33 protein-coding genes are annotated in these 22,273 nt (G+C 34.5%); 13 read left to right on the top strand and 20 right to left on the bottom strand.

All coding sequences use genetic code 11. The features are described from left to right. The first annotated feature begins 94 nt into the window (after nt 1–94). From ACQQ6V_RS05765 to ACQQ6V_RS05730, 8 genes are all read left to right on the top strand, one after another. Nucleotides 95–379: an oxidase gene (locus tag ACQQ6V_RS05765; RefSeq protein WP_448844602.1), complete on the top strand. Its 285-nt coding sequence runs from the start codon at nt 95–97 to the stop codon at nt 377–379. Next, complete coding sequence (locus ACQQ6V_RS05760) at nt 379–846, top strand: terminase gpP N-terminus-related DNA-binding protein (RefSeq protein WP_448844601.1); 468 nt, start codon at nt 379–381, stop codon at nt 844–846. Before ACQQ6V_RS05765 ends, ACQQ6V_RS05760 begins: the two co-directional genes overlap by 1 nt. Then, entirely contained in the window at nt 839–2,434 is a 1,596-nt protein-coding gene (locus ACQQ6V_RS05755; protein WP_448844600.1) for a hypothetical protein, read from the top strand. Before ACQQ6V_RS05760 ends, ACQQ6V_RS05755 begins: the two co-directional genes overlap by 8 nt. Continuing rightward, nucleotides 2,431–2,907: a hypothetical protein gene (locus tag ACQQ6V_RS05750; protein ID WP_448844599.1), complete on the top strand. Its 477-nt coding sequence runs from the start codon at nt 2,431–2,433 to the stop codon at nt 2,905–2,907. The genes ACQQ6V_RS05755 and ACQQ6V_RS05750 overlap by 4 nt, the downstream gene beginning before the upstream one ends. 2 nt (nt 2,908–2,909) lie before the next feature. Continuing rightward, complete coding sequence (locus ACQQ6V_RS05745) at nt 2,910–3,338, top strand: phage protein Gp36 family protein (protein WP_448844598.1); 429 nt, start codon at nt 2,910–2,912, stop codon at nt 3,336–3,338. Continuing rightward, entirely contained in the window at nt 3,338–3,829 is a 492-nt protein-coding gene (locus ACQQ6V_RS05740; RefSeq protein WP_448844597.1) for a phage morphogenesis protein, read from the top strand. The genes ACQQ6V_RS05745 and ACQQ6V_RS05740 overlap by 1 nt, the downstream gene beginning before the upstream one ends. 2 nt (nt 3,830–3,831) lie before the next feature. After that, entirely contained in the window at nt 3,832–5,067 is a 1,236-nt protein-coding gene (locus ACQQ6V_RS05735; RefSeq protein WP_448844596.1) for a phage portal protein family protein, read from the top strand. A gap of 71 nt (nt 5,068–5,138) precedes the next feature. Continuing rightward, the gene (locus tag ACQQ6V_RS05730; protein WP_448844595.1) at nt 5,139–6,422 is read left to right on the top strand and encodes a phage minor head protein; all 1,284 of its coding nucleotides are present in this window, start codon (nt 5,139–5,141) and stop codon (nt 6,420–6,422) included. On the opposite strand, the gene ACQQ6V_RS05725 is transcribed toward ACQQ6V_RS05730, so the two are convergent. From ACQQ6V_RS05725 to ACQQ6V_RS05635, 19 genes are all read right to left on the bottom strand, one after another. Further along, on the bottom strand, nt 6,401–6,571 hold the full coding sequence (locus ACQQ6V_RS05725) for a hypothetical protein (protein WP_448844594.1): 171 nt from the start codon (nt 6,569–6,571) through the stop codon (nt 6,401–6,403). The genes ACQQ6V_RS05730 and ACQQ6V_RS05725 overlap by 22 nt on opposite strands. Before the next feature lie 297 nt (nt 6,572–6,868). After that, a complete protein-coding gene (locus ACQQ6V_RS05720) occupies nt 6,869–7,405 on the bottom strand; it encodes a hypothetical protein (protein WP_448844593.1) in 537 nt (178 codons plus the stop codon). 74 nt (nt 7,406–7,479) lie between these two features. Continuing rightward, complete coding sequence (locus tag ACQQ6V_RS05715) at nt 7,480–7,758, bottom strand: hypothetical protein (protein ID WP_448844592.1); 279 nt, start codon at nt 7,756–7,758, stop codon at nt 7,480–7,482. Nucleotide 7,759: 1 nt separating this feature from the next. Further along, entirely contained in the window at nt 7,760–8,194 is a 435-nt protein-coding gene (locus tag ACQQ6V_RS05710; RefSeq protein ID WP_448844591.1) for an LvrA C-terminal domain-related protein, read from the bottom strand. Further along, nucleotides 8,191–8,439: a hypothetical protein gene (locus ACQQ6V_RS05705; RefSeq protein ID WP_448844590.1), complete on the bottom strand. Its 249-nt coding sequence runs from the start codon at nt 8,437–8,439 to the stop codon at nt 8,191–8,193. Before ACQQ6V_RS05705 ends, ACQQ6V_RS05710 begins: the two co-directional genes overlap by 4 nt. Further along, nucleotides 8,423–8,650, bottom strand: a complete 228-nt coding sequence (locus tag ACQQ6V_RS05700) for a hypothetical protein (RefSeq protein WP_448844589.1) — start codon at nt 8,648–8,650, stop codon at nt 8,423–8,425. Before ACQQ6V_RS05700 ends, ACQQ6V_RS05705 begins: the two co-directional genes overlap by 17 nt. Nucleotides 8,651–8,726: 76 nt before the next feature. Beyond that, a complete protein-coding gene (locus tag ACQQ6V_RS05695) occupies nt 8,727–8,963 on the bottom strand; it encodes a DUF8468 domain-containing protein (protein ID WP_221405199.1) in 237 nt (78 codons plus the stop codon). Between the two features lie 32 nt (nt 8,964–8,995). Then, nucleotides 8,996–9,973 carry a reverse transcriptase domain-containing protein gene (locus ACQQ6V_RS05690; protein WP_448844588.1) on the bottom strand — a complete coding sequence of 326 codons (978 nt, stop codon included), beginning with the start codon at nt 9,971–9,973 and terminating at the stop codon, nt 8,996–8,998. A gap of 225 nt (nt 9,974–10,198) precedes the next feature. Next, a complete protein-coding gene (locus ACQQ6V_RS05685) occupies nt 10,199–10,588 on the bottom strand; it encodes a hypothetical protein (protein WP_448844587.1) in 390 nt (129 codons plus the stop codon). Between the two features lie 11 nt (nt 10,589–10,599). Further along, on the bottom strand, nt 10,600–11,085 hold the full coding sequence (locus ACQQ6V_RS05680; RefSeq protein WP_448844586.1) for a hypothetical protein: 486 nt from the start codon (nt 11,083–11,085) through the stop codon (nt 10,600–10,602). Between the two features lie 102 nt (nt 11,086–11,187). Continuing rightward, the gene (locus ACQQ6V_RS05675; RefSeq protein WP_448844585.1) at nt 11,188–11,613 is read right to left on the bottom strand and encodes a hypothetical protein; all 426 of its coding nucleotides are present in this window, start codon (nt 11,611–11,613) and stop codon (nt 11,188–11,190) included. A 27-nt stretch (nt 11,614–11,640) separates the two neighbouring features. Further along, a complete protein-coding gene (locus ACQQ6V_RS05670; RefSeq protein WP_448844584.1) occupies nt 11,641–12,300 on the bottom strand; it encodes a DUF3164 family protein in 660 nt (219 codons plus the stop codon). Continuing rightward, nucleotides 12,297–12,617, bottom strand: a complete 321-nt coding sequence (locus ACQQ6V_RS05665; RefSeq protein WP_448844583.1) for a hypothetical protein — start codon at nt 12,615–12,617, stop codon at nt 12,297–12,299. The genes ACQQ6V_RS05670 and ACQQ6V_RS05665 overlap by 4 nt, the downstream gene beginning before the upstream one ends. A 5-nt stretch (nt 12,618–12,622) precedes the next feature. Next, nucleotides 12,623–13,270 carry an ATP-binding protein gene (locus tag ACQQ6V_RS05660; RefSeq protein WP_448844582.1) on the bottom strand — a complete coding sequence of 216 codons (648 nt, stop codon included), beginning with the start codon at nt 13,268–13,270 and terminating at the stop codon, nt 12,623–12,625. 1 nt (nt 13,271) lies between these two features. Continuing rightward, nucleotides 13,272–13,715 carry a hypothetical protein gene (locus ACQQ6V_RS05655; RefSeq protein WP_448844581.1) on the bottom strand — a complete coding sequence of 148 codons (444 nt, stop codon included), beginning with the start codon at nt 13,713–13,715 and terminating at the stop codon, nt 13,272–13,274. After that, entirely contained in the window at nt 13,715–14,575 is an 861-nt protein-coding gene (locus ACQQ6V_RS05650; RefSeq protein ID WP_448844580.1) for an AAA family ATPase, read from the bottom strand. The genes ACQQ6V_RS05655 and ACQQ6V_RS05650 overlap by 1 nt, the downstream gene beginning before the upstream one ends. 1 nt (nt 14,576) lies before the next feature. After that, entirely contained in the window at nt 14,577–16,595 is a 2,019-nt protein-coding gene (locus ACQQ6V_RS05645; RefSeq protein ID WP_448844579.1) for a hypothetical protein, read from the bottom strand. Nucleotides 16,596–16,667: 72 nt separating this feature from the next. Next, complete coding sequence (locus ACQQ6V_RS05640) at nt 16,668–16,862, bottom strand: hypothetical protein (RefSeq protein WP_448844578.1); 195 nt, start codon at nt 16,860–16,862, stop codon at nt 16,668–16,670. A gap of 126 nt (nt 16,863–16,988) precedes the next feature. Further along, nucleotides 16,989–17,198: a hypothetical protein gene (locus ACQQ6V_RS05635; RefSeq protein WP_300668877.1), complete on the bottom strand. Its 210-nt coding sequence runs from the start codon at nt 17,196–17,198 to the stop codon at nt 16,989–16,991. A gap of 61 nt (nt 17,199–17,259) precedes the next feature. On the opposite strand from ACQQ6V_RS05635, the gene ACQQ6V_RS05630 reads away from it, so the two are divergent. From ACQQ6V_RS05630 to ACQQ6V_RS05610, 5 genes are all read left to right on the top strand, one after another. Next, a complete protein-coding gene (locus ACQQ6V_RS05630; RefSeq protein ID WP_448844577.1) occupies nt 17,260–17,937 on the top strand; it encodes a S24 family peptidase in 678 nt (225 codons plus the stop codon). 790 nt (nt 17,938–18,727) lie between these two features. Continuing rightward, nucleotides 18,728–19,450 carry a hypothetical protein gene (locus ACQQ6V_RS05625; protein ID WP_448844576.1) on the top strand — a complete coding sequence of 241 codons (723 nt, stop codon included), beginning with the start codon at nt 18,728–18,730 and terminating at the stop codon, nt 19,448–19,450. A 105-nt stretch (nt 19,451–19,555) separates the two neighbouring features. Next, on the top strand, nt 19,556–20,383 hold the full coding sequence (locus ACQQ6V_RS05620) for a hypothetical protein (protein ID WP_448844575.1): 828 nt from the start codon (nt 19,556–19,558) through the stop codon (nt 20,381–20,383). An 84-nt stretch (nt 20,384–20,467) separates the two neighbouring features. Next, complete coding sequence (locus tag ACQQ6V_RS05615; protein ID WP_448844574.1) at nt 20,468–20,701, top strand: beta propeller repeat protein; 234 nt, start codon at nt 20,468–20,470, stop codon at nt 20,699–20,701. Between the two features lie 104 nt (nt 20,702–20,805). Next, entirely contained in the window at nt 20,806–21,720 is a 915-nt protein-coding gene (locus ACQQ6V_RS05610) for a helix-turn-helix transcriptional regulator (protein WP_448844573.1), read from the top strand. Between the two features lie 232 nt (nt 21,721–21,952). On the opposite strand, the gene ACQQ6V_RS05605 is transcribed toward ACQQ6V_RS05610, so the two are convergent. Continuing rightward, on the bottom strand, nt 21,953–22,201 hold the full coding sequence (locus tag ACQQ6V_RS05605) for an SLOG family protein (protein ID WP_448844572.1): 249 nt from the start codon (nt 22,199–22,201) through the stop codon (nt 21,953–21,955). Nucleotides 22,202–22,273 lie beyond the last annotated feature (72 nt).

Here is a 22,273-nt window from a genome sequence, read left to right as displayed (position 1 = left end):
ATGGTTTCCAATATTTTGGCGACTATTTCCAAAATTTTGGAAATGGTTGTTTCTCGAATTTTATAGCACATATATAGAGGCGAATTTTGTGTCTATGAAAGACTTATTATTTGATCAAGATCTCGTCATAAAAAACGGAGATTTTGTAATAGGCGACTCTGATAATCAGCATCAGAAACACATTCTAATGGCTTACAAAGGCGAATTCAAGGCAAATCCCGAGTTAGGTGTTGGTATCGACCAGATGTTGAATGAAGATGATATTACTCCAATGCTGATAGAAGCTAAGAAAAACCTCCAGTACGACGGTGTAGATGTGAATAATATCTATTTCTCTGAGGACGGAAAATTAATTGTTGACGGAAAATATAAAAAGTAATGGCAAGACTAAAAGCGGCAGATGTAGATTACAAAAAATCACAAGGAAAAGACCTTTTTGTAAAAGGTTTTTCAATTACTAATATCTCAGAAATTATAGGCATTGGAATAAAAACTTTGGGAAAATGGAGGGACGACGATAATTGGGAAGAGGAAAAAGAATTAGCATCCTTAAAGCCTTCTAACATTAGAAAACTGACCCTAAAAATGGCTTTAGCAATAGAGCAAGGGAAACCATTGCCTTACAAAGCCGATGATGTTTCGAAAGTTGTGGCAGCCTTTGACCGCATTACAGATAGTAAAAAAGTAGCAGTCTATACAATGGAAAGTATAGATGGTTTTAGCTCTTTTATGCTTGAAAAAGCAGGAAAAAGCACAGGTAAAAAAAGAGAGGAACTATTGAACAAACTCAAAGAGATACGTCCATTTTTCGACGAGTACATAACTGAACTTTTGCAGAATGACTAAGACAGAGCTAAAAGAAGCTAAGGAGCGGTATTTTATGCTTTCCAAAATGATTAAGGATGCAACTGCAAAATCATTGGAAAATGAAAGTACCGATCAACAGCAAGACAGAATAAAACGACTATTGAAACCAGAGAATTATATCGAATTCTTTGATTATTACTTTGGAGTTAATTCTGGTCTTCCATTAGCAGACGCTCCGAGCTCTCAATTTCATCACGAAAGCTACCAAAAGGTATTCAAAGACAATAAAATTCGACAATTCAGAGAGTGGTATCGTGGTGCAGCAAAATCAATCCACACCAATGTTGGTAACATTCTACACCTCAAGGAAAATAATGAGTTGTTCTTTGCCTTGTTAATTGGAGCTAATGAAGGACTTTCAAAAATATTGCTAAGTGACTTACAAATGCACTTTGAAAGTAATGAGCGAATTATAAAAGACTTCGGACAACAGCTAAGCTATGGCAACTGGGCGGATGGAGAATTTCAAACTAAAGATGGTCGATTTTTCAAAAGTTTAGGACTTAATCAGCCTTTTAGAGGTTTGAGATTTGGACAATACAGACCAGACTTTGCAAGTGTAGATGACTGCGAAGATAGAGACAGAGCTAAACGTCCAGAAATGGTAAGAAAATATGGCGAAAAAATTACTGGAGACCTCAAAAAAGCATTTCACAAAGAGCGTGGAAGATTGATTATTCCAAATAATTACATCGTGAAAGATGGTTTACTTGATTTTTTGAAAGAAAAATTCAAAGATTCAAAGCATTTGGATATTAGTAGAATCAATCTCGCTACGGAAAATATTACAGCTGAAGATTGCCGAAAAAGAACCGATTGGGAACCTTCTTGGAAAGAACGCTACACAAGAGAAGAGGTTATTGATATTATTGAAGATGACGACCATTATACGTCTCAACGAGAGGATTTCAACAACCCTATTGAAGAAGGTAAGCTATTCAAAGCTAATACAATTATTTATACAAGAGTTGCAGACAATGAGGTTTGGGATGGGCTTTTGGATCATTGGGATTTATCCTATAGTGGACCAGGAGATTTAAAAGCAGGTGTTCTGCTTGGAATTAAAGGAATTAAACTATTTGTACTAGAGGTTTTTTGCCAGAAATGTGAAATTAATTCTGCTATGGAAGTAAGAGCACAATGGGTGAAAAAATATTTGCATAAAGGTTATAATACAATGGGATTTTTCGATGCAACAGCCGCTCAAAAAGTTGTCTATACACCAATTATCTTACAAGCCGCGGAAGACAATAAATGTCCAAACATTCCTATTGGACTCACCCAAGAAGGCGATAAACACAATAGAATTGCAGCGGGCGTAGGGAATGCTTTGTTTCGTAAGATTCTATTTTGGGATGAATCTCTTAAAATACGATCTAAGCAAGATTTTGATTTGTTTATGAAATGGATTCTTGCATTTGAAAAAGGTATGGCAACTGGTGACGATCCTGCCGATACATTGGAACGAGCTATAACACTTTCACAAACCTACTTTGGATTTTCAGAAGACCAAGGAAATGAGGGACGTAAACCAGTCATCGGCAAAAAGAAAAAACGCAGATTATGACACCAAGAAAAGAATTATTTATTGCTGTTAAAAATGCTTTGAAGACCATTCCACAATTGGAATATGTGGATTTGTACCGCAAACAATTTGAAAACGATGGAAAGGATTTTGGGCAATACTATACAGCTTGTTTAATTAGGATTTCATCTATCAAGTATGAGACGATGACCGAGCAGAACCAAGAAGGAAATACGGTTATTGATGTCATTTTCTACTGTAAAGATGGTTGGCTGGATCAGCACAATAAAACAACAGATCCAGAAGGCGGACTCATTGAAATTGATTTGTTGGATGCGATTGCAGAAAAACTGCAGTTTTTATTTGGCAACCAGTTCCAGCCACTCCAGCAGACAGAAGATGAAACTGAGGAAAGTTCTATGGATGCAATGATGAGTTACAGGCAATCTTTCAAAACAATGATTTACCGCCGATTGAATCCAAAATATCAAAATAAAAAATTAAATCTTTCATAGTTATGCCATTTCTTATTAAAGACGATTTAAAGACTGTTGCAACGCTCGAAATTATTGATCTCATTACCAACAGTGATGATGGTATAGTTGAGGAAATCATTGACGAATGTATCGATGTGATGAAAACCTATCTGGGAAGTTACTACGATATGGAATTATCATTTGCAAAAGAAGACAATGAGCGCAATAAAACATTAGTCAAATATCTCAAAGCTTTGGTGATCTACGAAATACCTAAAAGACGAGGAAAGCGAGTTCCGAGAGATCAAGCCGACGACTACAACGAAGCAATGAACTGGCTGGAAAAAGTTGCCGCCGGAGAATGGCGTGCAGATCTTCCACCGAAAAAAGAAGAAACCGAAGACGGCTCTATGAAAGATGTTGGTTTTTACAAACTGAAAAGTAATAAATCTTACAGAAATCACTGGTAATGGCAGGATTTGATGAATTAGGAAGAACGCTTGGCAAAATTGTAAATGTATTCACGAAACAACTACCAATAATCATTGAAGTTGAAGGATTGAATTTTATTAAAAAGAATTTCCAAGAAGAATCTTTTGATGACGGAGCGAAAAGAGCTTGGCAAAAAAGAAAGACTACAGATGTAAATGGTAAAGACCTTACAAGATATAGAACGAGTCGTGTTGGTTCAAAAGGGAGTCTCACACAATTTGGCAGAAGAGAACAAGGACGCGCACTTCTCACGGGGCACAATACAGGTGGCGACAAATTAAGAAACTCATTCCGAGCAAGAAGATCAAAATTATCCGTCATATTCTACACATATAAAGAATATGCAGAGCGACACAACGAAGGTTTTGACCACACACCCAAACGCCAGTTTATGGGGAAATCCAAAACGCTTGAAAATAAAATAACAACCAAATTAACAAAAACGCTTGACAAAGCAGTCAACTCATAATTATGAAATTTCATCAAACAGCCAGTGCAACCGTGGGCGGTAATCTTTTCAAAAACTCTTTGAAGCTTTCCGGAGGCGATAGAAATAATGTAGATAAAGTCACCAAGTTTTTAGTTGACCAGATCAAGCGTTCCCGACAATTGTGGAGAAAAGAAATAAACCATTGGATTGCTGGAAGACAGCAACGCTACAATGTAGATATGCCAAGAACCTTTCTTTTACAGGAGGTTTATGATGATATTATGTTAGATGGTCACCTTACCGGGATAACAGAAAATAGAACACTGAGAACCACTAACAAAGATTTTATTTTCGTTAATCCAGATGGCAAGAAAGATGATAATTGCACTAAGTATATCAAAGATGAACCGTGGTTTGAAAAGATCTTGGAAGAAACTCATAAATCTACTTACAGAGGTTATTCTTTGCTATGGTTCAAAGATTACAAAAAAGGAAAAATTAATGAAGTTGAACTGATTGACCGTCGTTTGGTCGTTCCAGAACTTGGAATGCTTCTTTCAGAATTTGAACTCAACAAAGGACTTCCTTATAAAGATTATTTCCCAGACCTTTTATATTGCCAAATGTACGATCCAATAGGATTGCTGGAAAAGGCAGCACCGTACACAATTCTCAAAAGACATTCTTGGGGAAGCTGGGATGAGTTCGAAGAATTATTCGGAATTCCTATCAGAATCGCCAAAGTAGCTTCACAATCGGAAACTGTAAAAAAAGAAGTTGCAGGTTGGCTGGAGGAAATGGGTTCTGCTCCTTATGGCGTTTTTCCAATCGGTACCGAGATAGAAATCAAAGAGAACACAAAAGCCGATGCTTTCAATGTGTTTTATCAAAAGATTAAAGCTTTGGATGCTGAGCTTTCTAAATTGGTATTACACCAAACAATGACTACGGAGAATGGAGCGAGTAAAGCACAGGGAAATGTCCACGAAAATACTTTGGGAGAATTGATTTTCGGAGATGAAAAGAAAATACTTTCTATTCTAAATCATCAAGTCGTTCCGGCAATGCGTGCTATTGGTTATAATATTCCGGAAGGTTTCAAAATTGCAGTTTCCCAAACCAAAGATCCTAAAGATCAAATTAAAATAGATCAGGCATTAATGAATGCCGGAATCATTCTGAAACAAACTTATCTCGAGGAAACTTATGGATCTGAGATTGAAAGTATGCCGACAGGAGCGAAAAAAGAAAACTCCGAAAATCCAAAAAAGGAATAAGCCTGCTTAAGCTGAACTACCGCTCCAAATGCTGTGACCACGAGCCTATAAAACTGGTAGCAGATTTTAGTTTGAGCAGGCTTATAGAAGATTACTTAGAAGAGATGTTTAACGATAAAAACGTCTCCTTTGTTACACGCCAAAAACTTTGGGATTTTTATAACTCCAAATTATCCAAGGCAGTTGATGTTGGCTACAGTCCGGACTTACAATTTTATGATGAAGATCTGGCAAAATCTCTAAAGGAAAACATTGCCGAGTTTTCAGCCTTTAAAGAAACGGCTTTCAAAAAAGATGTTGAAAGCCTTTTGACCGATGGTAAACATCTACGTAAAAAATCAGACTTCAAACAGGAAGCCTTAAAGGTTTCTGACGATTACAATTATCGTTGGTTGGAAACTGAGAGACATCAGACAATTGCTAATGCGCAAATGGCGGCAAAATGGAAGGATTTTGAGCGTAATGTAGAATTGTATCCTAACATTAAATTAGTGAGCGTACACGATGCGAGAGTACGCCCAGAGCATAAGATATTGGACGGAACCATTCGCCCGTATAATGATCCTTTTTGGAAAACGCATACACCACCTTTGGATTGGGGTTGCCGATGCGATATTGAACAAACTGATGAAGAGCCAACAACTATTCCGGGAGGTTTTCAAACTAAAATAGAATTTGAAAATAATCCTGCTGATAGTGGAAAAATCTTTGGAGGTTCGGCGTATGAAGAACGATTGAACACCGATGAAAAAGAAGATGCTATAGAATTAGCCAAATATAATGAAGATATTGAATTGTTAAAAACAGACGACAGATGGCGGCAAGCTTTTGAAGATGTTAAAGCTTCAGATTTGCTGAAAAAACACCCAAACTTAACGATAGAAGAACTAACAACTATACAGCATTATACTAATATGGGATATTGGGATTTAAATGAGGCATTATATACAAAGAGAGTTTTCCCATTAGAAGAAGCCCAGGAAAGAATGCTTAATAGAGCCTTATTAAAACTCCCCAAAAGTAAAGAGCTTACCTTAATGAGAGGAATGCCTTTTGATGCAGAAAAATATAAAAAATATGCAGATAATATCGGTAAAGTAATTAATCATGAGGGTTTTACTAGTAGCACAACACGAGAAGAGATAGCAAAAGCTTTTGGGCAAGACGAACCAACAATGATGTTCTACATCAAAAATAAAAACGGAAAAGAATTGGGTGACATTTCCTTTTTCTCAAAAACTTTTGGAAATGAAGACGAATTTGAAGTACTGTTTAAATCTAATACTAAGTTTAACGTAAAAGATATTGTGCAAAATGGAGATGATTTTGAAATTTACTTGGAAGAAGTAGATTGATTACTGGCCGATGGTACTGCAAAAATTGTTTTACGCATGAATCGACGACTTCGTTCTTTTAGCTTTTCACGCTCGGCTTCGCTCATTTTTTCCCAACGCTCACTTGCTTCTTGCTTCATTTTATCAAATTGAGATTTAAAATCAGGCATAATATTTTTTTTGCAAATATACAAACAATTTCTATTCCACAAAAAAAGCGTTTAAAACATTGTTAAACGCTTTTTAAACAATAAATTCCGTTTCCTTTTAAAATTGATCTTACGGTTCTTTCTGAAATAAAAAACTGATCCGCCGTTTCTTTCTCCAGTGCGCTGATTCGCCATTGTGGATTCTTTCTCTCGAGGTTATCGAAGAATTTCCTTACTTGTGTGTTTCGGGCTAAAAATCTATGGTTATCAGACATTAGCACAAAAATAATTAGTTCTTTCTAATTATGCAAGTTGGCGTTACAGCTTATGAGTCTTATAATAATCTTCCCGGATGATTAATCCTTCCAGAATCAGACTTTTGAAACTATCCACCAATTCCGCTTTTTTGTCTGCGTAATCCTTTGGGACTTTAGTTTTGAAACTTACACCAATACTGCCACCATTTTTTAGATAGATAACATAAGAGTCATTAAGTTCCAAATCTTTGGTAACAAAAGTATTATTGAAATAGGTGTAATTATCAACTTCATCAAAACCTATACTGCAAGTAATTTCGTTGGCTTTGCATTTATTCACTACAAGCATTGCGTCTTTCACTTGTTTTGTTGGTTCTGATAGATTGCTGTAGTAAACATTGAAATCAATATCATTTCCAAAAGCTTTGAAACCATCGGCGTTTTTTTCAAACTTTAGATTACTTGGATTACCTAAATAAATTTTATGATTTTGTAGCTTAAAAATAAAAGCTTTTGAGTTTGCTAATATAGTATCTTTAACTGAGTTCTGCCCAAAAGCAAAACAAGACAATAATAAAAAGAATAATATTTTTTTCATAATATAAATTTTAAAGGTTTAAAGATAATAAAAAACCTGCCTTTCGGCAGGCGTTTATAAAAGTAGTCAAAGAATTATTTTGTTAGACTTAAAAAGCTTTTAATTTCCTTTTCAAAAACATTCAGATACATGGTTTCCTCGCTTTGCTGTTCTCCATCTTTTGTCGCTGTAAAGGTGCTTACTGAAAATGCAGGTTCTGAGATTAAAAATTCTTCACTAGCTGGAACTACAAAGAAAAAAGCTTTCACTTCATAACCTTTCTTTTGTAGAAAGTTGATAACGTCCATTTGTGGCAAGTGCATTTTTATTTCCATTTTGATGAGGTCGGGTTTTATTTCGGTGAGGTGAATCATCTTAGTATTTTTCAGCGAGCCAATATTTTTGATTTAGATACGTTGATGGATAAGGCAGTGCCGTGCCATCTATCTGCTTTTTGTTTTTAAATTTTGGGATGAACAGTAAAGCATCTATTTTATCCAAATCAGTAAGCTTTGACCATGCTTTTTCTGTCGTCACCATTTTACCAACTTTGTTGCCATATAAATCCCAAAACGCTTTAAAACTCAAATCTGTAGGACGTTTTATAAATTCAAATTCTAAATTTCTATTTTCAAGATTTAAGAGCATAAAATCCTCTGTAATAGGTACAAGATTCTTAATAGCATAGCTTACTTGTTTTTCCGTCCATCGGCTTCCTGTAAATTCTGCAAAATGCAAAACGCCAGTTTCGGCATATAAAATGTTTATTTTTAGATCGCTATTTTTATGTAGTGCAATGTAATTTTTCATAATAACTGTTGGTGTAATTGATTTTTAAACATATCCAATTTATTAACTTCGTAGATTCCGCCATAGGGTTTTGTTTTTTCGCTCAAAATTTCATAAATCAAATTAGCTAAATGATATTTTAATGTCATATTCATTTTTTTACCATTGGGATTGAGACTGTAACTAATGCATCTTTTGCTGACGATTTCAAAAAGTTCTACCTTCATAGATTTGTCCGATCGTTGAGATCTATTTTGTGCCATCATCTGGCATTGATCCAAAATTATCTTGTGGATTAGAAACAACGTCTCGGGCTCTATTTTTATTTGTATTCTCATTATCTTTCAATATTGTTAATTTATATTCTTCAACCAGTTCCTCCATATTCAACAGGCTTGGTCTTTCTCCCATTTCCTGTGCTAGGAAATATTGAAAGAAAAACTCTTTGGTTGCCTTTATGAATTGGATATCGGTCATTATTTCTAATATCTAAATTTTGTCCTTAAAGTAAGTCGGCTCACCATTAATATATTTTGAAAATATTAGTTTCATATCAAGTAAATTCTAATCGTTTATCATTCTTTTTGATGGTGGTTTTGAAAGGGAAACCATCTTTAGGAACTTGACTTATTAAGTCCATTAATGTTTTTGATCCTGTAAAAACCACTCGTTTGTTTTCGTTGACTTCAATTTGTAAAGTGAGATACTTTGTTCCTGCTTTCTTTGTTGAATCTTTGATTTCAAAACCAAGAACTGCTATTTCAATATTCAAGACATCGTCAACGTCCATTTTCTTGCCTATAAATGTGTTTTCCTTTGGCTTTATTTTAAAGTCGCTAAAGTTGAACATTCGGGTATTAGTTTTTTCATTAAATTTTTTGAATCACAGTGCTTTGTCCAGCCTGTGTACGATGCTATCGACTCTTTGCGAGGTTTTCTTTTAAGCATTCTCGCAAAACGCTTTTTAATACTTTTCCGTAGTCGTACGTGAGTGTGGAAGTGAACATATCCAACGAAATCAATTCCACGAGCTTCAACTGGAAAGACTTGCCAATTGTCTTTAACTTCAAGAAGTAAATTCAAATCGAAATAGTCTTTAATAACATTTAAAACCCTGTGCAAATAGTCTTTATCTTTGTGTAAAATCACGATATCGTCGGCATATCTGAAGTAATACTTTACTCTCAATTGTTCTTTTATCCAGTGGTCAAAATATGTTAGATAAAAGTTGGCTAAATATTGAGACAAATAATTTCCAATTGGTAAACCAGGAGCGGAATCTATTATTTCATCCAGTAACCAAAGTAAATCTTGATCTTTAAATTTTTTACGCAGTAAAACCTTTAAAATTGTATGGTCGATGTTCGGATAGAACTTCTTTATATCAAGCTTCAGGCAGTAAGTAGTTTCTTCAACGTTTTTCAATGCTTTTCTAAGATTGAAAGATGCTTTGTGAATTCCACGCCCTTTGATGCAAGAATAAGAATCCGCCGTAAAAACCGCCACGAAAATAGGTTCTAAAACGTTCATTATCGCATGATGACAAATTCTGTCTGGGAAAAATGGAAGCCTGTAAACTTCTCGTTCTTTAGGTTCATGAACCTTGAAGATATCGTAATTAGATGTTTTGTAGGTTTTCATTAATAAGATCGTATGAAGCTTCATAATGTTGGTTTCTCTGTTTTTATTATGAACAACTACACCGTATTGCTTTGATTTACCTTTTTGTGCTTTTTCATCAGCAAGTATGAGGTTTTCAATACTTATTATGCGTTGAAATATATTGTTAATTCTTTTCATATCAATTTCCTTTGCTTTTAAAAAAGTCGTTTTCGGAAATCCTACCAACGCCTTTTGGAAAGTTTGTTATTTTTTAGCTAGAGCTAAGGTTTGTGATGTTTTATTTTTTTTTTTTGCATAGGTGAGAGCTGCAATTCGAATTCGAGTTCTGATTATCGGAGTTGTTGAACGAGAACCGACCAGACGAGGACGAACTAAAACCCAAACATCACACAACCTATTTTTTTAATGTTCTATTACATAATAATCTCTGTACAAATCAAAGAACTGTTCTGCTGCATAATCAGCTAATTCAGATGATTTAAAGCAAAGGCGAGAGCCGCAATACGAATCCGAGTACCGATAACCGGAGAAGCCGAACGAGAACCGACCAGACGAGGACGAACTATTATCATTAAACCAAAACCAAGGAAACCACTTATCCCATTTTCCATTATCCCAATCGGGCGTCCAACCTTCATTTAATGCTTTTGTGATGATAACTAATTTAAAGTGTGCTAATTGTGCCCTTTGCTCTTTTTCTTCTAAAAATGAAAAATCGGGTGTTATAGGTTGGATACCTAAGATGCTACAAGCGTCTTCAAAACTTTTTACTTTTTCTTTAATGTCTGTCATTGTTGTAATTATTAAATGGTGTAAACTTTTTTATAAATGTCAAAAAATTGATTTGCTGCATAATCAGCTAATTCAGATGATTTAAAGCAAAGGCGAGAGCCGCAATACGAAGCCGAGCCCAGATTACCGGAGTAGTTGAACGAGAACCGACCAGACGAGGACGAACCACCATAGAACCAGTTGAACCACTTATCCCATTGTCCATTATCCCAATCGGGCGTCCAACCTTCATTTAATGCTTTTGTGATGATAATAAGCTCTTGGCTGCCTAATACATGGTCTTGTAAATTGAGAGCTTGCATTGAGCGATAATCAATAACATCTTTGTCATTATCACCGAGAACATTGCAAGCGTCATCTATGCTCTTTACACGTTCTTTGATGTCTTTTTTGAACACTGAACCCGAAAACAATTTTTCAAGTAAATATTTTCCTTTGGTGGTTGCTTCACTGTGCGCTTTTAATACTGCGTCTTCTATAATCTGCACTGTTTTCATTTGTTTTAAAATTATTTGGTTTGTTTGATATTGGTTTTACTCTTAGTGCTTCACGTTCTGCGAATAGTTCCGTGAGTGGGGTTTTTCGTTTTTTGAGTGCCATTAGTTGTAACAAATTGCTTCGTTAATTAATCCGCTTACATATCTATTGGAAAAGTCTAGGTCTTTTTCTTGTTTAAGAAAGGCGGCATAAAGAGTATCCAATCTGTGAGAAGGTATTTTGTTAAAATCATCCACTTTTGCAGCTTTGCAGGCGATGCCTTTCACATACTGCATAGATACTTTTTTGTTAAGTTTCTCGTGAATTCCAAATAGTACAGCGATAACACGTTTTCTTTTTTTGTCTAGATCTCGGTCAATCTTTTTTTGTTCCGCTTCAAAGAAGTTGCAAAGCTTGTCTATTTCAGAAGGATTCAAAGCTCTCACGCTTGTAGTTCTGCCATTGGTAAAGTTTGCGATAATATCCGCTCTTTGGTTGGTGAGACCTTGTTTTGAAAGTAAGGTCATCAATTTTTTTGTTGTTGCCATTTGTTTGATGTTTTAATTAAGATTTGTTTACACTGTGAATCTGAATTCTAATTTCTTTGGTTTACCGTCTATTTCCACAAATTTCCAACCGCTTACATACATTGAATTCTGGCGGCGTTGTTGAGCTTCAAAAATAATTTCAAGACCTTCATCAAAACGTTCATCATTAAATTCTGATTTCAATTTTGATAGCTCAATAATCTTCGATGGGTTTAGCATACCTGTTTTAGCATTTGGTTTTAAAAATGTATTAACTGCTGCGGAAAGTTTTTTCACATTTTCCTCATCAGAGGAAAGCGAGTTAATAAAATCTTTAATTTTTTCAACCCCTGCGGATTCAGTACCATCAAATCCGATTGTTACATTCCAACCAACCGTTATACTTGCAGAACCATTTTCTAGCGTAGAAGTATGACTATCCTGTTCATTGGTTTTTGTTCCATAGATTTCTGCTTTTAACTGTCTTATTGTTTCGTAATCTTTCCAAAGTTTCTCAATTAAACATTCTGTTATTTCATGATGATGGACCAAAGGATCAATATTTTTATTTACATATTCTTCAGAAAGTTTTTTGAAGCATTGTAAATCGTCTGTCCTTTTTTGTTTTTCGGCTTTTTCTTGTTCTTTTAATTCAGCCTTTAACGCTTTTTTTTGCTCGGAAGTAAGCTGTGTGATGTCTATACTCATAATGTTTCGTTTTTTATTGTTAATTCTTTTAGTTTGTGTAGCATTTCTGGATTATTTTCGAAGTAATTTTCAATTGGCACCCAATTATTGTTTTCTTCATAGTAGAGAAGTCTGTCGTGTCCGTACTTCATATTTGGTGCCGTGATATTGTGAAGCATAATGATAGTGGCTAATTCAGTAATGTTTTCTGAAAGTTCATCTGGCGAAATTTTATGATTCAAAAACAAATGAATGCTAGCTCTTTCGTACCAAGAAAGAAAACCAATTATACTATCCAATGCTAGTGTATGTAATAAGTGTAATGCTGTTATTTTCATATTTTTCATTTAATTTTTGCCCAATATTTGGTTGCTCTGTCATGATTAATAATAAAAGGTTCTTCACCGCCGTTGAGTCTTTTTTGTGGAAAGCCTTGGAAGCCTACCACAGGAACTTGAATATCTACATCATACCAAATTGAGTTTGCTAATGCTCCTTTGATTTTGTCGTCTATATTTTCAAGCTTTGGTTTTCCGTTGACTTGACTAATCCAGATGAGACCTTTCTTTTTATAAAACTCTTCCTTGAATTCAAAGTACTCCGCTTTGTTGGCTTCCAGATATTGAATGGAGTCTATAATGACAAAATCTGCGGATCGTTGCTTTCTTAACCTTTCTGCGAGTTCTGGAAGTTGAGCGCCTGTAACCACTTGAAATTTATCTGCAACCAAATCCATCTGATTTCTTTCTAATGACTGCTGCAACGTAAAACTATCCCTTTGCTCAATTGAGTTGTAAAAGACTTTCCCAAAATTGGTAAGATATCTACCGTATTGCATTGCCAGTTCCGTTTTGCCGCTTCCAGAGCTTCCGTAAATCATCATACTATCTTGCTTGCTTGGTCTTCCGAATGAGTTTTTCCAAATACCATCAAAAGGCATTAAATCAAATTTCTTTGTTAAAAATGTCTTTACATTCAGCGTTTTCGCCATATCAATCTAACTTTTGTCTTTTGCTGTATCTTTTTTTTAATTTTTGAATAGTGCTTCGTGCTAAAGTATATTGTCTTGCTAATTCACAGTCTGAAACTCCTTGAGCACTTTTAGCCATTATCTCGTCTTCTAATTCTGGAGTAAGTTTTGGAGGGTTTTTAGAGTTTCCGCCAACATTTCCCCATTCAAGATTGGAGTAGTGGTAATTGGTGTAATCTCCATCCTTGTGCTTTGCTGTTAATCTTGGTATTGGTGGCATTCCCGTCCAACATTCTAAAATTAATCTTGCAATTCCTATCGTATGACTATTCAAATAGATATATCTGAAAGGATGATTTCCGCTTTTTCGCACTTTGATAACAACAGGAGCGTCATTTAATAATACACTGGACCCGTCTTCGTTTACTTTCAAACCCTCAATTTCTGGGTGATATCTGTATTCCATTAGGCTGTGATTTTTTTATTATTCGCTCTCAACTCATCCATTATTAAATCTCTAGCGATCCTCAAATCTCCTTTGCAATCTCTAGAAATGGAGTTTATAATTTGAGAGTCTGTAATCCCTTGAGCTTCACAAAGAATTTTTACATCTTTGCCAGAAGTGGGCTCAAACTCGTAGTATCTACCGTAACGTGATTTTATTTCGTTGTAGCTTTTCTTTTGAAGTCTTACGCCGTCATTAATTCTTTTAATCAAATAATGAGTTGCTGAAATAATGATAGAACAGTGTGGAACAAGTTCATTGTAAAATGTAATTAAGAACGCTAGAACCTTATCATCTACTTTGTCCACTTCATCAATGATGATCATTGGAGATTCTCTTTTTAGCAAGTCGGAAACAATATCCCTCATCATATAAGGAACTCTTGTGCTATTGCTTTGAATACCTATTTTTTGGATAATTTCTGAAAGGAAATAATCGGGCGTCCAATATTGTCCGCATTCAATACGGAAGACGTTTTTATTTTCTGCTGCAAATTTCTTGGTGGTTTCAGATTTTCCACTTCCAGCAGGAGCTACGATTGATAAAACTTTTGCGTTTTGCTTTGCATCCAATAAATCTTCCAGTAGCTTAGTTGAGTTGCTTGTTTCGGCAAATTGCCACTCCCTGTTATTGTAGCCTACCTGTGCTCCAATATTTCTAAACATATCATCTGAGTATGGTTCCCAGTTGCCACTTAATAAGTGTGATACTACTGCTGCGGATGCTCCTTTTAATGCGGCCGCCGCTTTGTTCTGGCTTCCTTTGTTATCTACAAAAGCACGGAGTAGATTTACGATTGCTATTTTCTCTTTCTGATTCATATTACATTATTTTTACTTTTCTGTTTGTTTGAATTTGTTCTTCTTTGGTGCCGTAGGCAACTAGTTTTGCTTTGAGTTCCCAGTTGTTGTCACTGATTCTTTCATTTTGTTCATCAATTAAATCTTCTACAGATAATCCTAACTCTTTTGCAAATTCTTGATATGTATTATTATCTCTGAGCCTTTCCTCTTCCTTAACCAATAAATCCTGTCGCATTTTTTCGCTGCCTATTTCGGTTAATAGTTTTGGAATTTGAATATGTTCTCGTTTCTTCTCAGCATAAGCAACAAACACCTTTTGTCCGTTTTCATTTAGCTCGTAGAGTTTTATGTACTGATCTAAGTATTCTGGATCATACGAAACAATCAATTTAGTATTCACGTATTTTCTTCTGAACTCTAGATCAATATTTCCTTCACTGTCCAAAACCTCAAAATCATAATCAATTCCACCAACGGTAAGAGGCATTCCATGAGGATAATATTTCTTAGGTTTTGTTTCATTAAGCCAAAACATAGAAATCTGTTCTAAAGGATCAAGCTCCTGTGTGAACTCTGATTTTGTATTGTATACTTCACTCCTTGTCTTGTTGTATCGGGAATGTTTGGCGTTATTCCATTCATTTACCAACACCAACCAATGTTTGTAAAGTTCTTCTCTGGTTGGAAGTGCTTTTTTATATTTCTTGATAAAGTCAAAGTTTGCTTTAGACAAATCTTGCTTAGATTTAATACTTTGACCATCAAAGAACCAAAAGCGACTTCTAGCAAATTGCTGTAACCTGTGAAATAAACCTTCAGCAGGATTTGACTTTCTACCAACTTTATGATGATAGTGAGTCCCTCCAGTTGCTACTACATTACTGTATAATTCTTGCATTTTCTTGGTTCTATGGCCAGACTGCGCATCATAAGTAAATAAGTAAGGTTTTGCACAAGCTTTATTAACTGCCATACGAAGCGCAACAAAGTGATCTGTATGGTTTTCGGTATCGGAAAAAGAGAATCCTAAAATAGTTTCGCTATGTACATCCCAAACAACATCAATATTTCTATCTGCAACCATTTTACCGCTTTCATCTTGGTAAACTGCATCTAGCTTAGTTCCATCAATCGCCCAATGTGCATTAGGGAATAAAACATCTTTATTTTTCTTGATAGTATGACCGAATTGTTTTTCGTATTCATCTTTACCTTCACGCTCTTCCTTCCAAATACGCTCGTTTTCGGGCTTCATTAGGAAATTATAGATAGAACTCTCCGAAAGACGAGGAAAGCCAGTTAATGACCTGCTATTTTCGTAAATTTGGTGTATTTCTGGAATACTTCTCTTAACAGGCATACCATACTGAACAATTAACCACTTACCAATTGTTTCAGTAATTACTTGTGAATTCTTATTACACCAATTGTCGTGGATTAATCCTTCAAGACCAGGTCTTTTATATCTTTCGTTGGGAACCTCCAAAATACAAGCTTCGTATTTTGCTCTTAATGCTCTTGGGTTGGTTGGAAGATTAAAAGGGTAGTAGCTTCTTAAATCTGCATCAATATTATCAACAGACTTTGCCAATTTCTCCCATAATTCCGCCTTGTTTATCCTTGGGTTAGCTTTTATAACTTTCTCTATTACGCTGTGAATAGCATTCAATACACAAGCGTTGGCAGTATATTCTTCAACAGCTTCCGAATTAGCTTCTGACAGATAGCGGCCATCCTCCAGTTCATAATTAGAGAAATAAGCCAAAGCGGTTTCGTCAGATTTCAGATAATCAGAAAATTTTATTACGCTAGATTCCTCGTAAGGATTAATACCAAGCTCATGCTCGATAATATTCTTAAAACGATCTGGAAGAGAAGAGTAAACATACAAAGCGCAACTGCCGAGACCTCGTGCCGAACGTGCTTTTTTTATTTTGCCTCGATGCGTAAGAACTTTCAAACTGCTAAGAGTTACAACTCCAAGTTCAGCCAATGAATTTCCTTTAACGCAAAGTGTATTATTATAGTACTCAAACATTATTTAAACGGGGTTTAAATGGTTTTAATTGTTCCCAACAGAGGAATCGAACCTCTGAAGAACCGTTTGGGATTATTGGTTAGCTAAAGCTAAACGCTCATATTTCTTATTTACTTCGTTGTTAGCTTTTGTCATTAATGAGCGATATTCTCTTTTACTCTCAATATCCTCTCGCTCATTGACACTACCTATAGCGTCCATTATTTCTCTTCCAAACTCTACTCTTTGACTCTTTGTCAATAGCTTGGTTATTTCATGTCTTTTCATCTTAGGCAGTTTTATAGATTGAAAATTTGAATCTACTAAAGAGCGTCCATTCCTCTTTGATCTTCTTGTCCGCAAATACAAACGAAACGCTCTGTCTGTATTTTAGAAATTTGTGGATTAACTTTTTCATATTGGTTGATTTTTAAAGTTTTCAATAGCTTTTATAGAAGGATTTGCTAACTCGTGATATTTCTTCCTAATTGTTTCAGCTGTCAAACTGTGCTTTTCTTTTCTAATACATTGTCGAACAAATTGAGTTGATACTCCAAACTCTTCCGATAATATATTTACAACCGCCGTATTGTAGCTTTGTCTTTTTTTTGTAGGTTTGTCCATTGTCTTTTTTGTTTCAATCATGAAGCAAATATAGAAAGAAAATTATCTAATACGCAATATTATGGATAAAAAAATATCTAACATCAAAGAAAGAGTATTGTATTTAACTGATTTAAAAGGAGATACAAAAGAAAGTTTTTTTGAAAAAATTAACATGACCTATGGTAGTTTCAAAGGAAAACAGAAAGAATCAGCACTTAATTCTGATGCTATAGATAAAATTCTATCCATTTATACCGACATTGATGCTAATTGGTTAATAACTGGACGTGGCGAAATGCTAAAAAAAGACCAAGCAGTCATTATAAAAGAAAGCAAGGCCAATTATGGAAATTTAAAGCCTATTCCATTGGTTTCCGTAACCGCAGTAGGTGGATTTGGTAACAATTCATTTGCAATCGAAGAAAGAGACGTTAAAGACTATTATGTTATTCCAAAATTCAAACATAAGAAGGTAGATTTTATGATAGAAGTAGAAGGATCTTCTATGTACCCAAAATATAACAGTGGCGATGTGGTTGCCTGCACCGTAATTAATGAAAATTCTTTTATCCAATGGAACAAAACCCACGTGATCGCCACAAAAGAACAAGGTATCATCATTAAAAGAATAAAAAAAGGAAGCATTGAAGATAAACTCTGTATGATCTCTGATAACAAAGACTATGATGCGTTTGAGGTTCCTAAAGAAGATATCACAGGAATAGCCTTAGTTGTAGGTGTAATACGATTAGAATAGTCTTTTTTTTTAAATTCTAATTATAATATACTGATTTTCAGTATTTTAATTTTAAAACTATATTGTTTTTAACTATCATAACCCCCACAACTCGAAGCTTTTTAGCGCCTTTACGTTGTAATTACGTGTAAATATTGTAAAACTCACGCTATTTTTTTTCCTTTTTTGTAACCCCTAATGTAACCCCTAACGTAACCGCTAACCATCAAAATGGCTTTTTCGTAGATATTGCTTTCAATAGTGTTTTAGAGTTATAAAATGGTCTTTAAACGGTCTTTTAAAGACCAAAAAAATAACGCCAAAAACCGCTGTAATAGTAGTTTTTGGCGTTTTATACGTTATAATGGTAAATAAGTCTTAAACGTTGGTATTTAATGGATCAATCTATGGTAGATAAACAGTAGTAAATGGTAGTTTTTTGCACTTTTTGTTGACCCCCAGTTTTTGGCTTTTTTTTCTTGTACACCCTATTAATAGGGCTTTTTTGGGCTTTTTTTGTTTATGATGTATTGTACTTTATGATATCATGCCCCTATTATTTTGAAAAAGTGTACTCGTACGAAGATTCTACACGATGTATTTCCGACAATGGTATTCCAAATTTTATTTTATTCGACCATGATTTGGGTGAAGTAAAAACTCGTTATGATTGTGCGAAATTTTTTAGTTGAGTTTTGATTGGATCATCAATTAAAACTTCCCCAGTATGTTGTACATATCCAAAACCCTGTAGGAAAAGAGAATATTGAGAAACTTTTTATTAGTTTTGAAAAATTAAAAACAAATTATAATGATTACTGAAGAACAATTAGGTGAACAATTAGATCAAAACTTTAGAGAGGGATTTGAAAATATTACTGATGGTAATGGTAATAAATGCATTAAAGACGGAATTGTTGACATTAACCAATACCTTAAGCAAGATTTGAAAATTTTATGGGTTTTGAAAGAAGCCAACAGTCTTGATAACTGTGATTGGGATATGACCGATGCTCTCCGAAACGATATCAAAACAGAAAATGGACTACGATATGGATGGGCAAATACATTTACTCCCATAGTTTATACGACCAACGGTATATTTCAAAATGAAGATTGGGATTCGATGGGCGATTTTACAAAAGATCCTAATATTATTGATTGCTTACAGAAGGTTGGGTATATTAATCTTAAAAAAATTCCTGGTGGAAGTGTAGCATTTCCAGTTACTATACAAGAATTTTACAATGAGAATAGAGAGGCTATTCATAATCAGATTGAAATTATTAATCCTAACATTGTAATATTTGGTGCGACAATGGGATACATAGATTACGATTTTTTGGAAAATACCTTTGGGAAACTAGAAGTAAATAAAGAAAATCCACATCTTCACATTTATCGCAATAATGAAAAATTACTTTTACATGCACATCATCCAAATAATAGAGCAATAAAACATAAAGAATATTGTAATTTTATTTTAGATGCTGTCAATGATTGGAAATTAAATGTACGAAAGGTTGAAAACTAATTTCTTGATAAATAATATTTAATTGGCAGAAGATTCTCGCATGAGAATCTTTTTTTATTGGACACGTTTTGGGTTTTTGCGATTGTAGATTTGGCAAAAAAGATTATGAATTTAGAAAACTTATCCGCCAAAGAAGAGCTGTTAGAGGCACAACTAAAAATTATCCGTTTAGAAAAGAAGAAAAATAATTTTGTTAAAGATCAAGATTATGAGAAGGCAAGTTGCACTCAAGAACAGATTGTTGAGGCCCATGATTTATTGAGAGATTTGGTGCAGAATTCTCGACGGTTCTTGGATGCTAATTCGATATTAGATTACACCGATTTATTGTGGATAGTGGCATCATTAGAAAACGAGTATCAAAATTTAATTCTAGAAAAAGAACTTTTAAAAAAACAGGATCACCTCAAAGAATCAAAAGAAATTAAAACATCCGGTAATCAGAATAATAATAAGATAGAAATCGCCCGCCAGAAAAATCAACTGCTTCAAATATTTATTCAAGGAGAATTACTTTTAAAACAATGGACAGAATATCATCATTTCCAAAAAGAAATGCTTCCGGTTTACGAATATATTAGTTTGATAAGATTAAAATATCAGACATTAGATTTATTCCCAGAATTAACGTCAGTGTATTGCTTTTATGGTAGTGGAAAGGACATTAATGACCAATTAAAAGTTAAATTAGGAAAACGCATTCCTATATTTAATCCAATAATAAAAGTTTTAATTCAATTTGGATCCAAACATTCAACTAAGTTGCCTATTGTTCATGAAGAAGAAATTCTCAATTCATTAAAGCATATTTTTAATGGTACCCAAATCTTTATAGATGGCAAGTATAAGAATGTCAATAGTACAGATAAAACTTTTCTGTACGTGACTCTTAAGCCAGACTTTTCGCCGCTGAATATTGTGGGGCCATTTTAAAAAAAATCAAAATAAATATTTTGTCGGTCACAGATTGGCTTTGTCGCATTTTACTTTTGTCGTATAATTTAAAATCAAATCGATATGCCAACAATGATTAACAAAGGGAAAGAACTGATTAGAATCAGCCCAAAAGATGCAAAAAAACTAGAATACTCTACCAATGATGGTAGATCTTGGAGTACTAGATTTAGCGGTTCTTCAGCGCAAGGTGAGTTCCAAGACTTAACGGACACCGGAAAAGAAATCTTGGGAACAACAACGAAAGGACTTTATTACTCAAAAAATGAAGGAAGAACTTGGAGTAAAAGGAGCTAACGCTTAAAGTCCTCATTTAATTAAGAGGTTTTTTTTAATTAAAACAGTAAATGGACGTCTATTGTCCATTTGCTGTTTTACATTTGCAGTATAATATAATATCGATGGCAAAAAGAGATCAAATGTTACGCTTGATGAACGTAGTTACCTTTCTACGATCAAAAACCAATGGAGCTTCCTTCAAAGAAATTTCCGATCATCTGGAAGAGAAATTCTATAAAGAATCAGTTGGTGAACTGGCATTCAGCGAAAAAACATTCCAAAGGGACCGAAAAATTTTGGACGAATTATTGGGTGTCGAAATTAAGTTTAAGCGTTCCACGATGACCTATAAAATCGTCAGCGATATCGAAAGCCATTCTCAGCAAACTATTTTTGATAATCTACTGTTGATGAATGCTTATAAACAGGCTGCAAACTACGACAAAATAATGTACTTCGAAAAAAGGCAAGCATCTGGTCTTGATAACCTCGAGGGAATTGTTTACTCAATTAAAAATTCTAAAATTATTAGTTTCCAATACACCAAATTTTGGGAAGGCATTCCTCAGAAAAGAGTGGTGGAGCCCTACGCTGTCAAGGAATTTCGTAACCGCTGGTATTTATTGGCCAATGAAAAAGACGGTAAAGATTTTCTGCTTAAAACATTTGGTATGGATAGGATTTCTGATTTGGAATTTTCTAACTCAACTTTTATCAAAAAAGAGATAGACATAGAGAAGATGTTTAGCAACTCATTTGGTATTATCTCAACCTTAGAAGAAGAACCGCAAAAAATTGTGATTGCGTTTGAACCTTGGCAAGGGATGTTTGTAAAATCTTTACCAATTCACCACTCACAAAGAATTTTGATAGATACAAGTGCTGAGCTAAAAGTCGAATTGACTTTGGTTCCAACTTACGATTTCTACCAGGAACTTTTGACTCATGCAGAACGTATATTGTCTATTGAGCCAATAGCCATCCGGGAGGAATATGTAAGGTTTTTACAAACAGGAATTGATAATTTGAGATCCTGAAAAGTATCTAAATCTTTGGAGACATTCCAAAAAACCGCTCTTTTCTAATAACTGATGATAAAAGTTGCTTTTCCATCTTTTTAGCTTTATTGATGGAATCTAAAGTGCCTCGGGATTTGCCATCCCAAAAAGCGAATCCAAAATCCAAATTTTCGATAATAAGGGTGTTTCGTCCTAGGGTGGCAGTGTTCTCGTATTTTTCGAAATTTTGTCGGTAAACCATCATTTCAGTTCACAAATCTTCCGCATATCGTTTCGCCAAAGTGTCGGCTCCTTTTGCACCACCGGAGACAATAGAACTTACACAAATTTTGTTTTCGATGTAAGAGTTTAAAGTCGTTTTTCGAATTTCGTAGTCCTCAAAGTCGCGGGCACCTACAATTGCAATATTCATAATATTTGATTTTGATACAATAGTAATGTGTGATAAAGTCAAGATGTGACCATTGAAGTAGAATAGTCTTTTTACTAGATTTTTCATTGTTGATATGATAATATTGTAAACTAATTTTATTTTATATAAGAAAAAAAAATAATTAATAATTTTAAAAGT

The organism is Chryseobacterium electrogenes (genome assembly GCF_053553015.1).
Note: the sequence above shows the minus strand (reverse complement) of the source record. Positions and strands in the feature narration are given on the sequence as shown.

Bases quoted from the DNA above. Each gene is read 5' to 3' on its own strand.
- ACQQ6V_RS05725 (WP_448844594.1), bottom strand. From the start codon at position 6,571: ATGCCTGATTTTAAATCTCAATTTGATAAAATGAAGCAAGAAGCAAGT.
- ACQQ6V_RS05720 (WP_448844593.1), bottom strand. From the start codon at position 7,405: ATGAAAAAAATATTATTCTTTTTATTATTGTCTTGTTTTGCTTTTGGG.
- ACQQ6V_RS05640 (WP_448844578.1), bottom strand. From the start codon at position 16,862: ATGAAAAGACATGAAATAACCAAGCTATTGACAAAGAGTCAAAGAGTA.
- ACQQ6V_RS05700 (WP_448844589.1), bottom strand. From the start codon at position 8,650: ATGACCGATATCCAATTCATAAAGGCAACCAAAGAGTTTTTCTTTCAA.
- ACQQ6V_RS05715 (WP_448844592.1), bottom strand. From the start codon at position 7,758: ATGATTCACCTCACCGAAATAAAACCCGACCTCATCAAAATGGAAATA.
- ACQQ6V_RS05680 (WP_448844586.1), bottom strand. From the start codon at position 11,085: ATGAAAACAGTGCAGATTATAGAAGACGCAGTATTAAAAGCGCACAGT.
- ACQQ6V_RS05650 (WP_448844580.1), bottom strand. From the start codon at position 14,575: ATGAATCAGAAAGAGAAAATAGCAATCGTAAATCTACTCCGTGCTTTT.
- ACQQ6V_RS05750 (WP_448844599.1), top strand. From the start codon at position 2,431: ATGACACCAAGAAAAGAATTATTTATTGCTGTTAAAAATGCTTTGAAG.
- ACQQ6V_RS05745 (WP_448844598.1), top strand. From the start codon at position 2,910: ATGCCATTTCTTATTAAAGACGATTTAAAGACTGTTGCAACGCTCGAA.
- ACQQ6V_RS05695 (WP_221405199.1), bottom strand. From the start codon at position 8,963: ATGGACGTTGACGATGTCTTGAATATTGAAATAGCAGTTCTTGGTTTT.
- ACQQ6V_RS05755 (WP_448844600.1), top strand. From the start codon at position 839: ATGACTAAGACAGAGCTAAAAGAAGCTAAGGAGCGGTATTTTATGCTT.
- ACQQ6V_RS05660 (WP_448844582.1), bottom strand. From the start codon at position 13,270: ATGGCGAAAACGCTGAATGTAAAGACATTTTTAACAAAGAAATTTGAT.
- ACQQ6V_RS05675 (WP_448844585.1), bottom strand. From the start codon at position 11,613: ATGGCAACAACAAAAAAATTGATGACCTTACTTTCAAAACAAGGTCTC.
- ACQQ6V_RS05665 (WP_448844583.1), bottom strand. From the start codon at position 12,617: ATGAAAATAACAGCATTACACTTATTACATACACTAGCATTGGATAGT.
- ACQQ6V_RS05625 (WP_448844576.1), top strand. From the start codon at position 18,728: ATGATTACTGAAGAACAATTAGGTGAACAATTAGATCAAAACTTTAGA.
- ACQQ6V_RS05735 (WP_448844596.1), top strand. From the start codon at position 3,832: ATGAAATTTCATCAAACAGCCAGTGCAACCGTGGGCGGTAATCTTTTC.
- ACQQ6V_RS05710 (WP_448844591.1), bottom strand. From the start codon at position 8,194: ATGAAAAATTACATTGCACTACATAAAAATAGCGATCTAAAAATAAAC.
- ACQQ6V_RS05630 (WP_448844577.1), top strand. From the start codon at position 17,260: ATGGATAAAAAAATATCTAACATCAAAGAAAGAGTATTGTATTTAACT.
- ACQQ6V_RS05645 (WP_448844579.1), bottom strand. From the start codon at position 16,595: ATGTTTGAGTACTATAATAATACACTTTGCGTTAAAGGAAATTCATTG.
- ACQQ6V_RS05690 (WP_448844588.1), bottom strand. From the start codon at position 9,973: ATGAAAAGAATTAACAATATATTTCAACGCATAATAAGTATTGAAAAC.
- ACQQ6V_RS05760 (WP_448844601.1), top strand. From the start codon at position 379: ATGGCAAGACTAAAAGCGGCAGATGTAGATTACAAAAAATCACAAGGA.
- ACQQ6V_RS05655 (WP_448844581.1), bottom strand. From the start codon at position 13,715: ATGGAATACAGATATCACCCAGAAATTGAGGGTTTGAAAGTAAACGAA.
- ACQQ6V_RS05615 (WP_448844574.1), top strand. From the start codon at position 20,468: ATGCCAACAATGATTAACAAAGGGAAAGAACTGATTAGAATCAGCCCA.
- ACQQ6V_RS05620 (WP_448844575.1), top strand. From the start codon at position 19,556: ATGAATTTAGAAAACTTATCCGCCAAAGAAGAGCTGTTAGAGGCACAA.
- ACQQ6V_RS05685 (WP_448844587.1), bottom strand. From the start codon at position 10,588: ATGACAGACATTAAAGAAAAAGTAAAAAGTTTTGAAGACGCTTGTAGC.
- ACQQ6V_RS05740 (WP_448844597.1), top strand. From the start codon at position 3,338: ATGGCAGGATTTGATGAATTAGGAAGAACGCTTGGCAAAATTGTAAAT.
- ACQQ6V_RS05670 (WP_448844584.1), bottom strand. From the start codon at position 12,300: ATGAGTATAGACATCACACAGCTTACTTCCGAGCAAAAAAAAGCGTTA.
- ACQQ6V_RS05765 (WP_448844602.1), top strand. From the start codon at position 95: ATGAAAGACTTATTATTTGATCAAGATCTCGTCATAAAAAACGGAGAT.
- ACQQ6V_RS05605 (WP_448844572.1), bottom strand. From the start codon at position 22,201: ATGAAAAATCTAGTAAAAAGACTATTCTACTTCAATGGTCACATCTTG.
- ACQQ6V_RS05610 (WP_448844573.1), top strand. From the start codon at position 20,806: ATGGCAAAAAGAGATCAAATGTTACGCTTGATGAACGTAGTTACCTTT.
- ACQQ6V_RS05635 (WP_300668877.1), bottom strand. From the start codon at position 17,198: ATGGACAAACCTACAAAAAAAAGACAAAGCTACAATACGGCGGTTGTA.
- ACQQ6V_RS05705 (WP_448844590.1), bottom strand. From the start codon at position 8,439: ATGATGGCACAAAATAGATCTCAACGATCGGACAAATCTATGAAGGTA.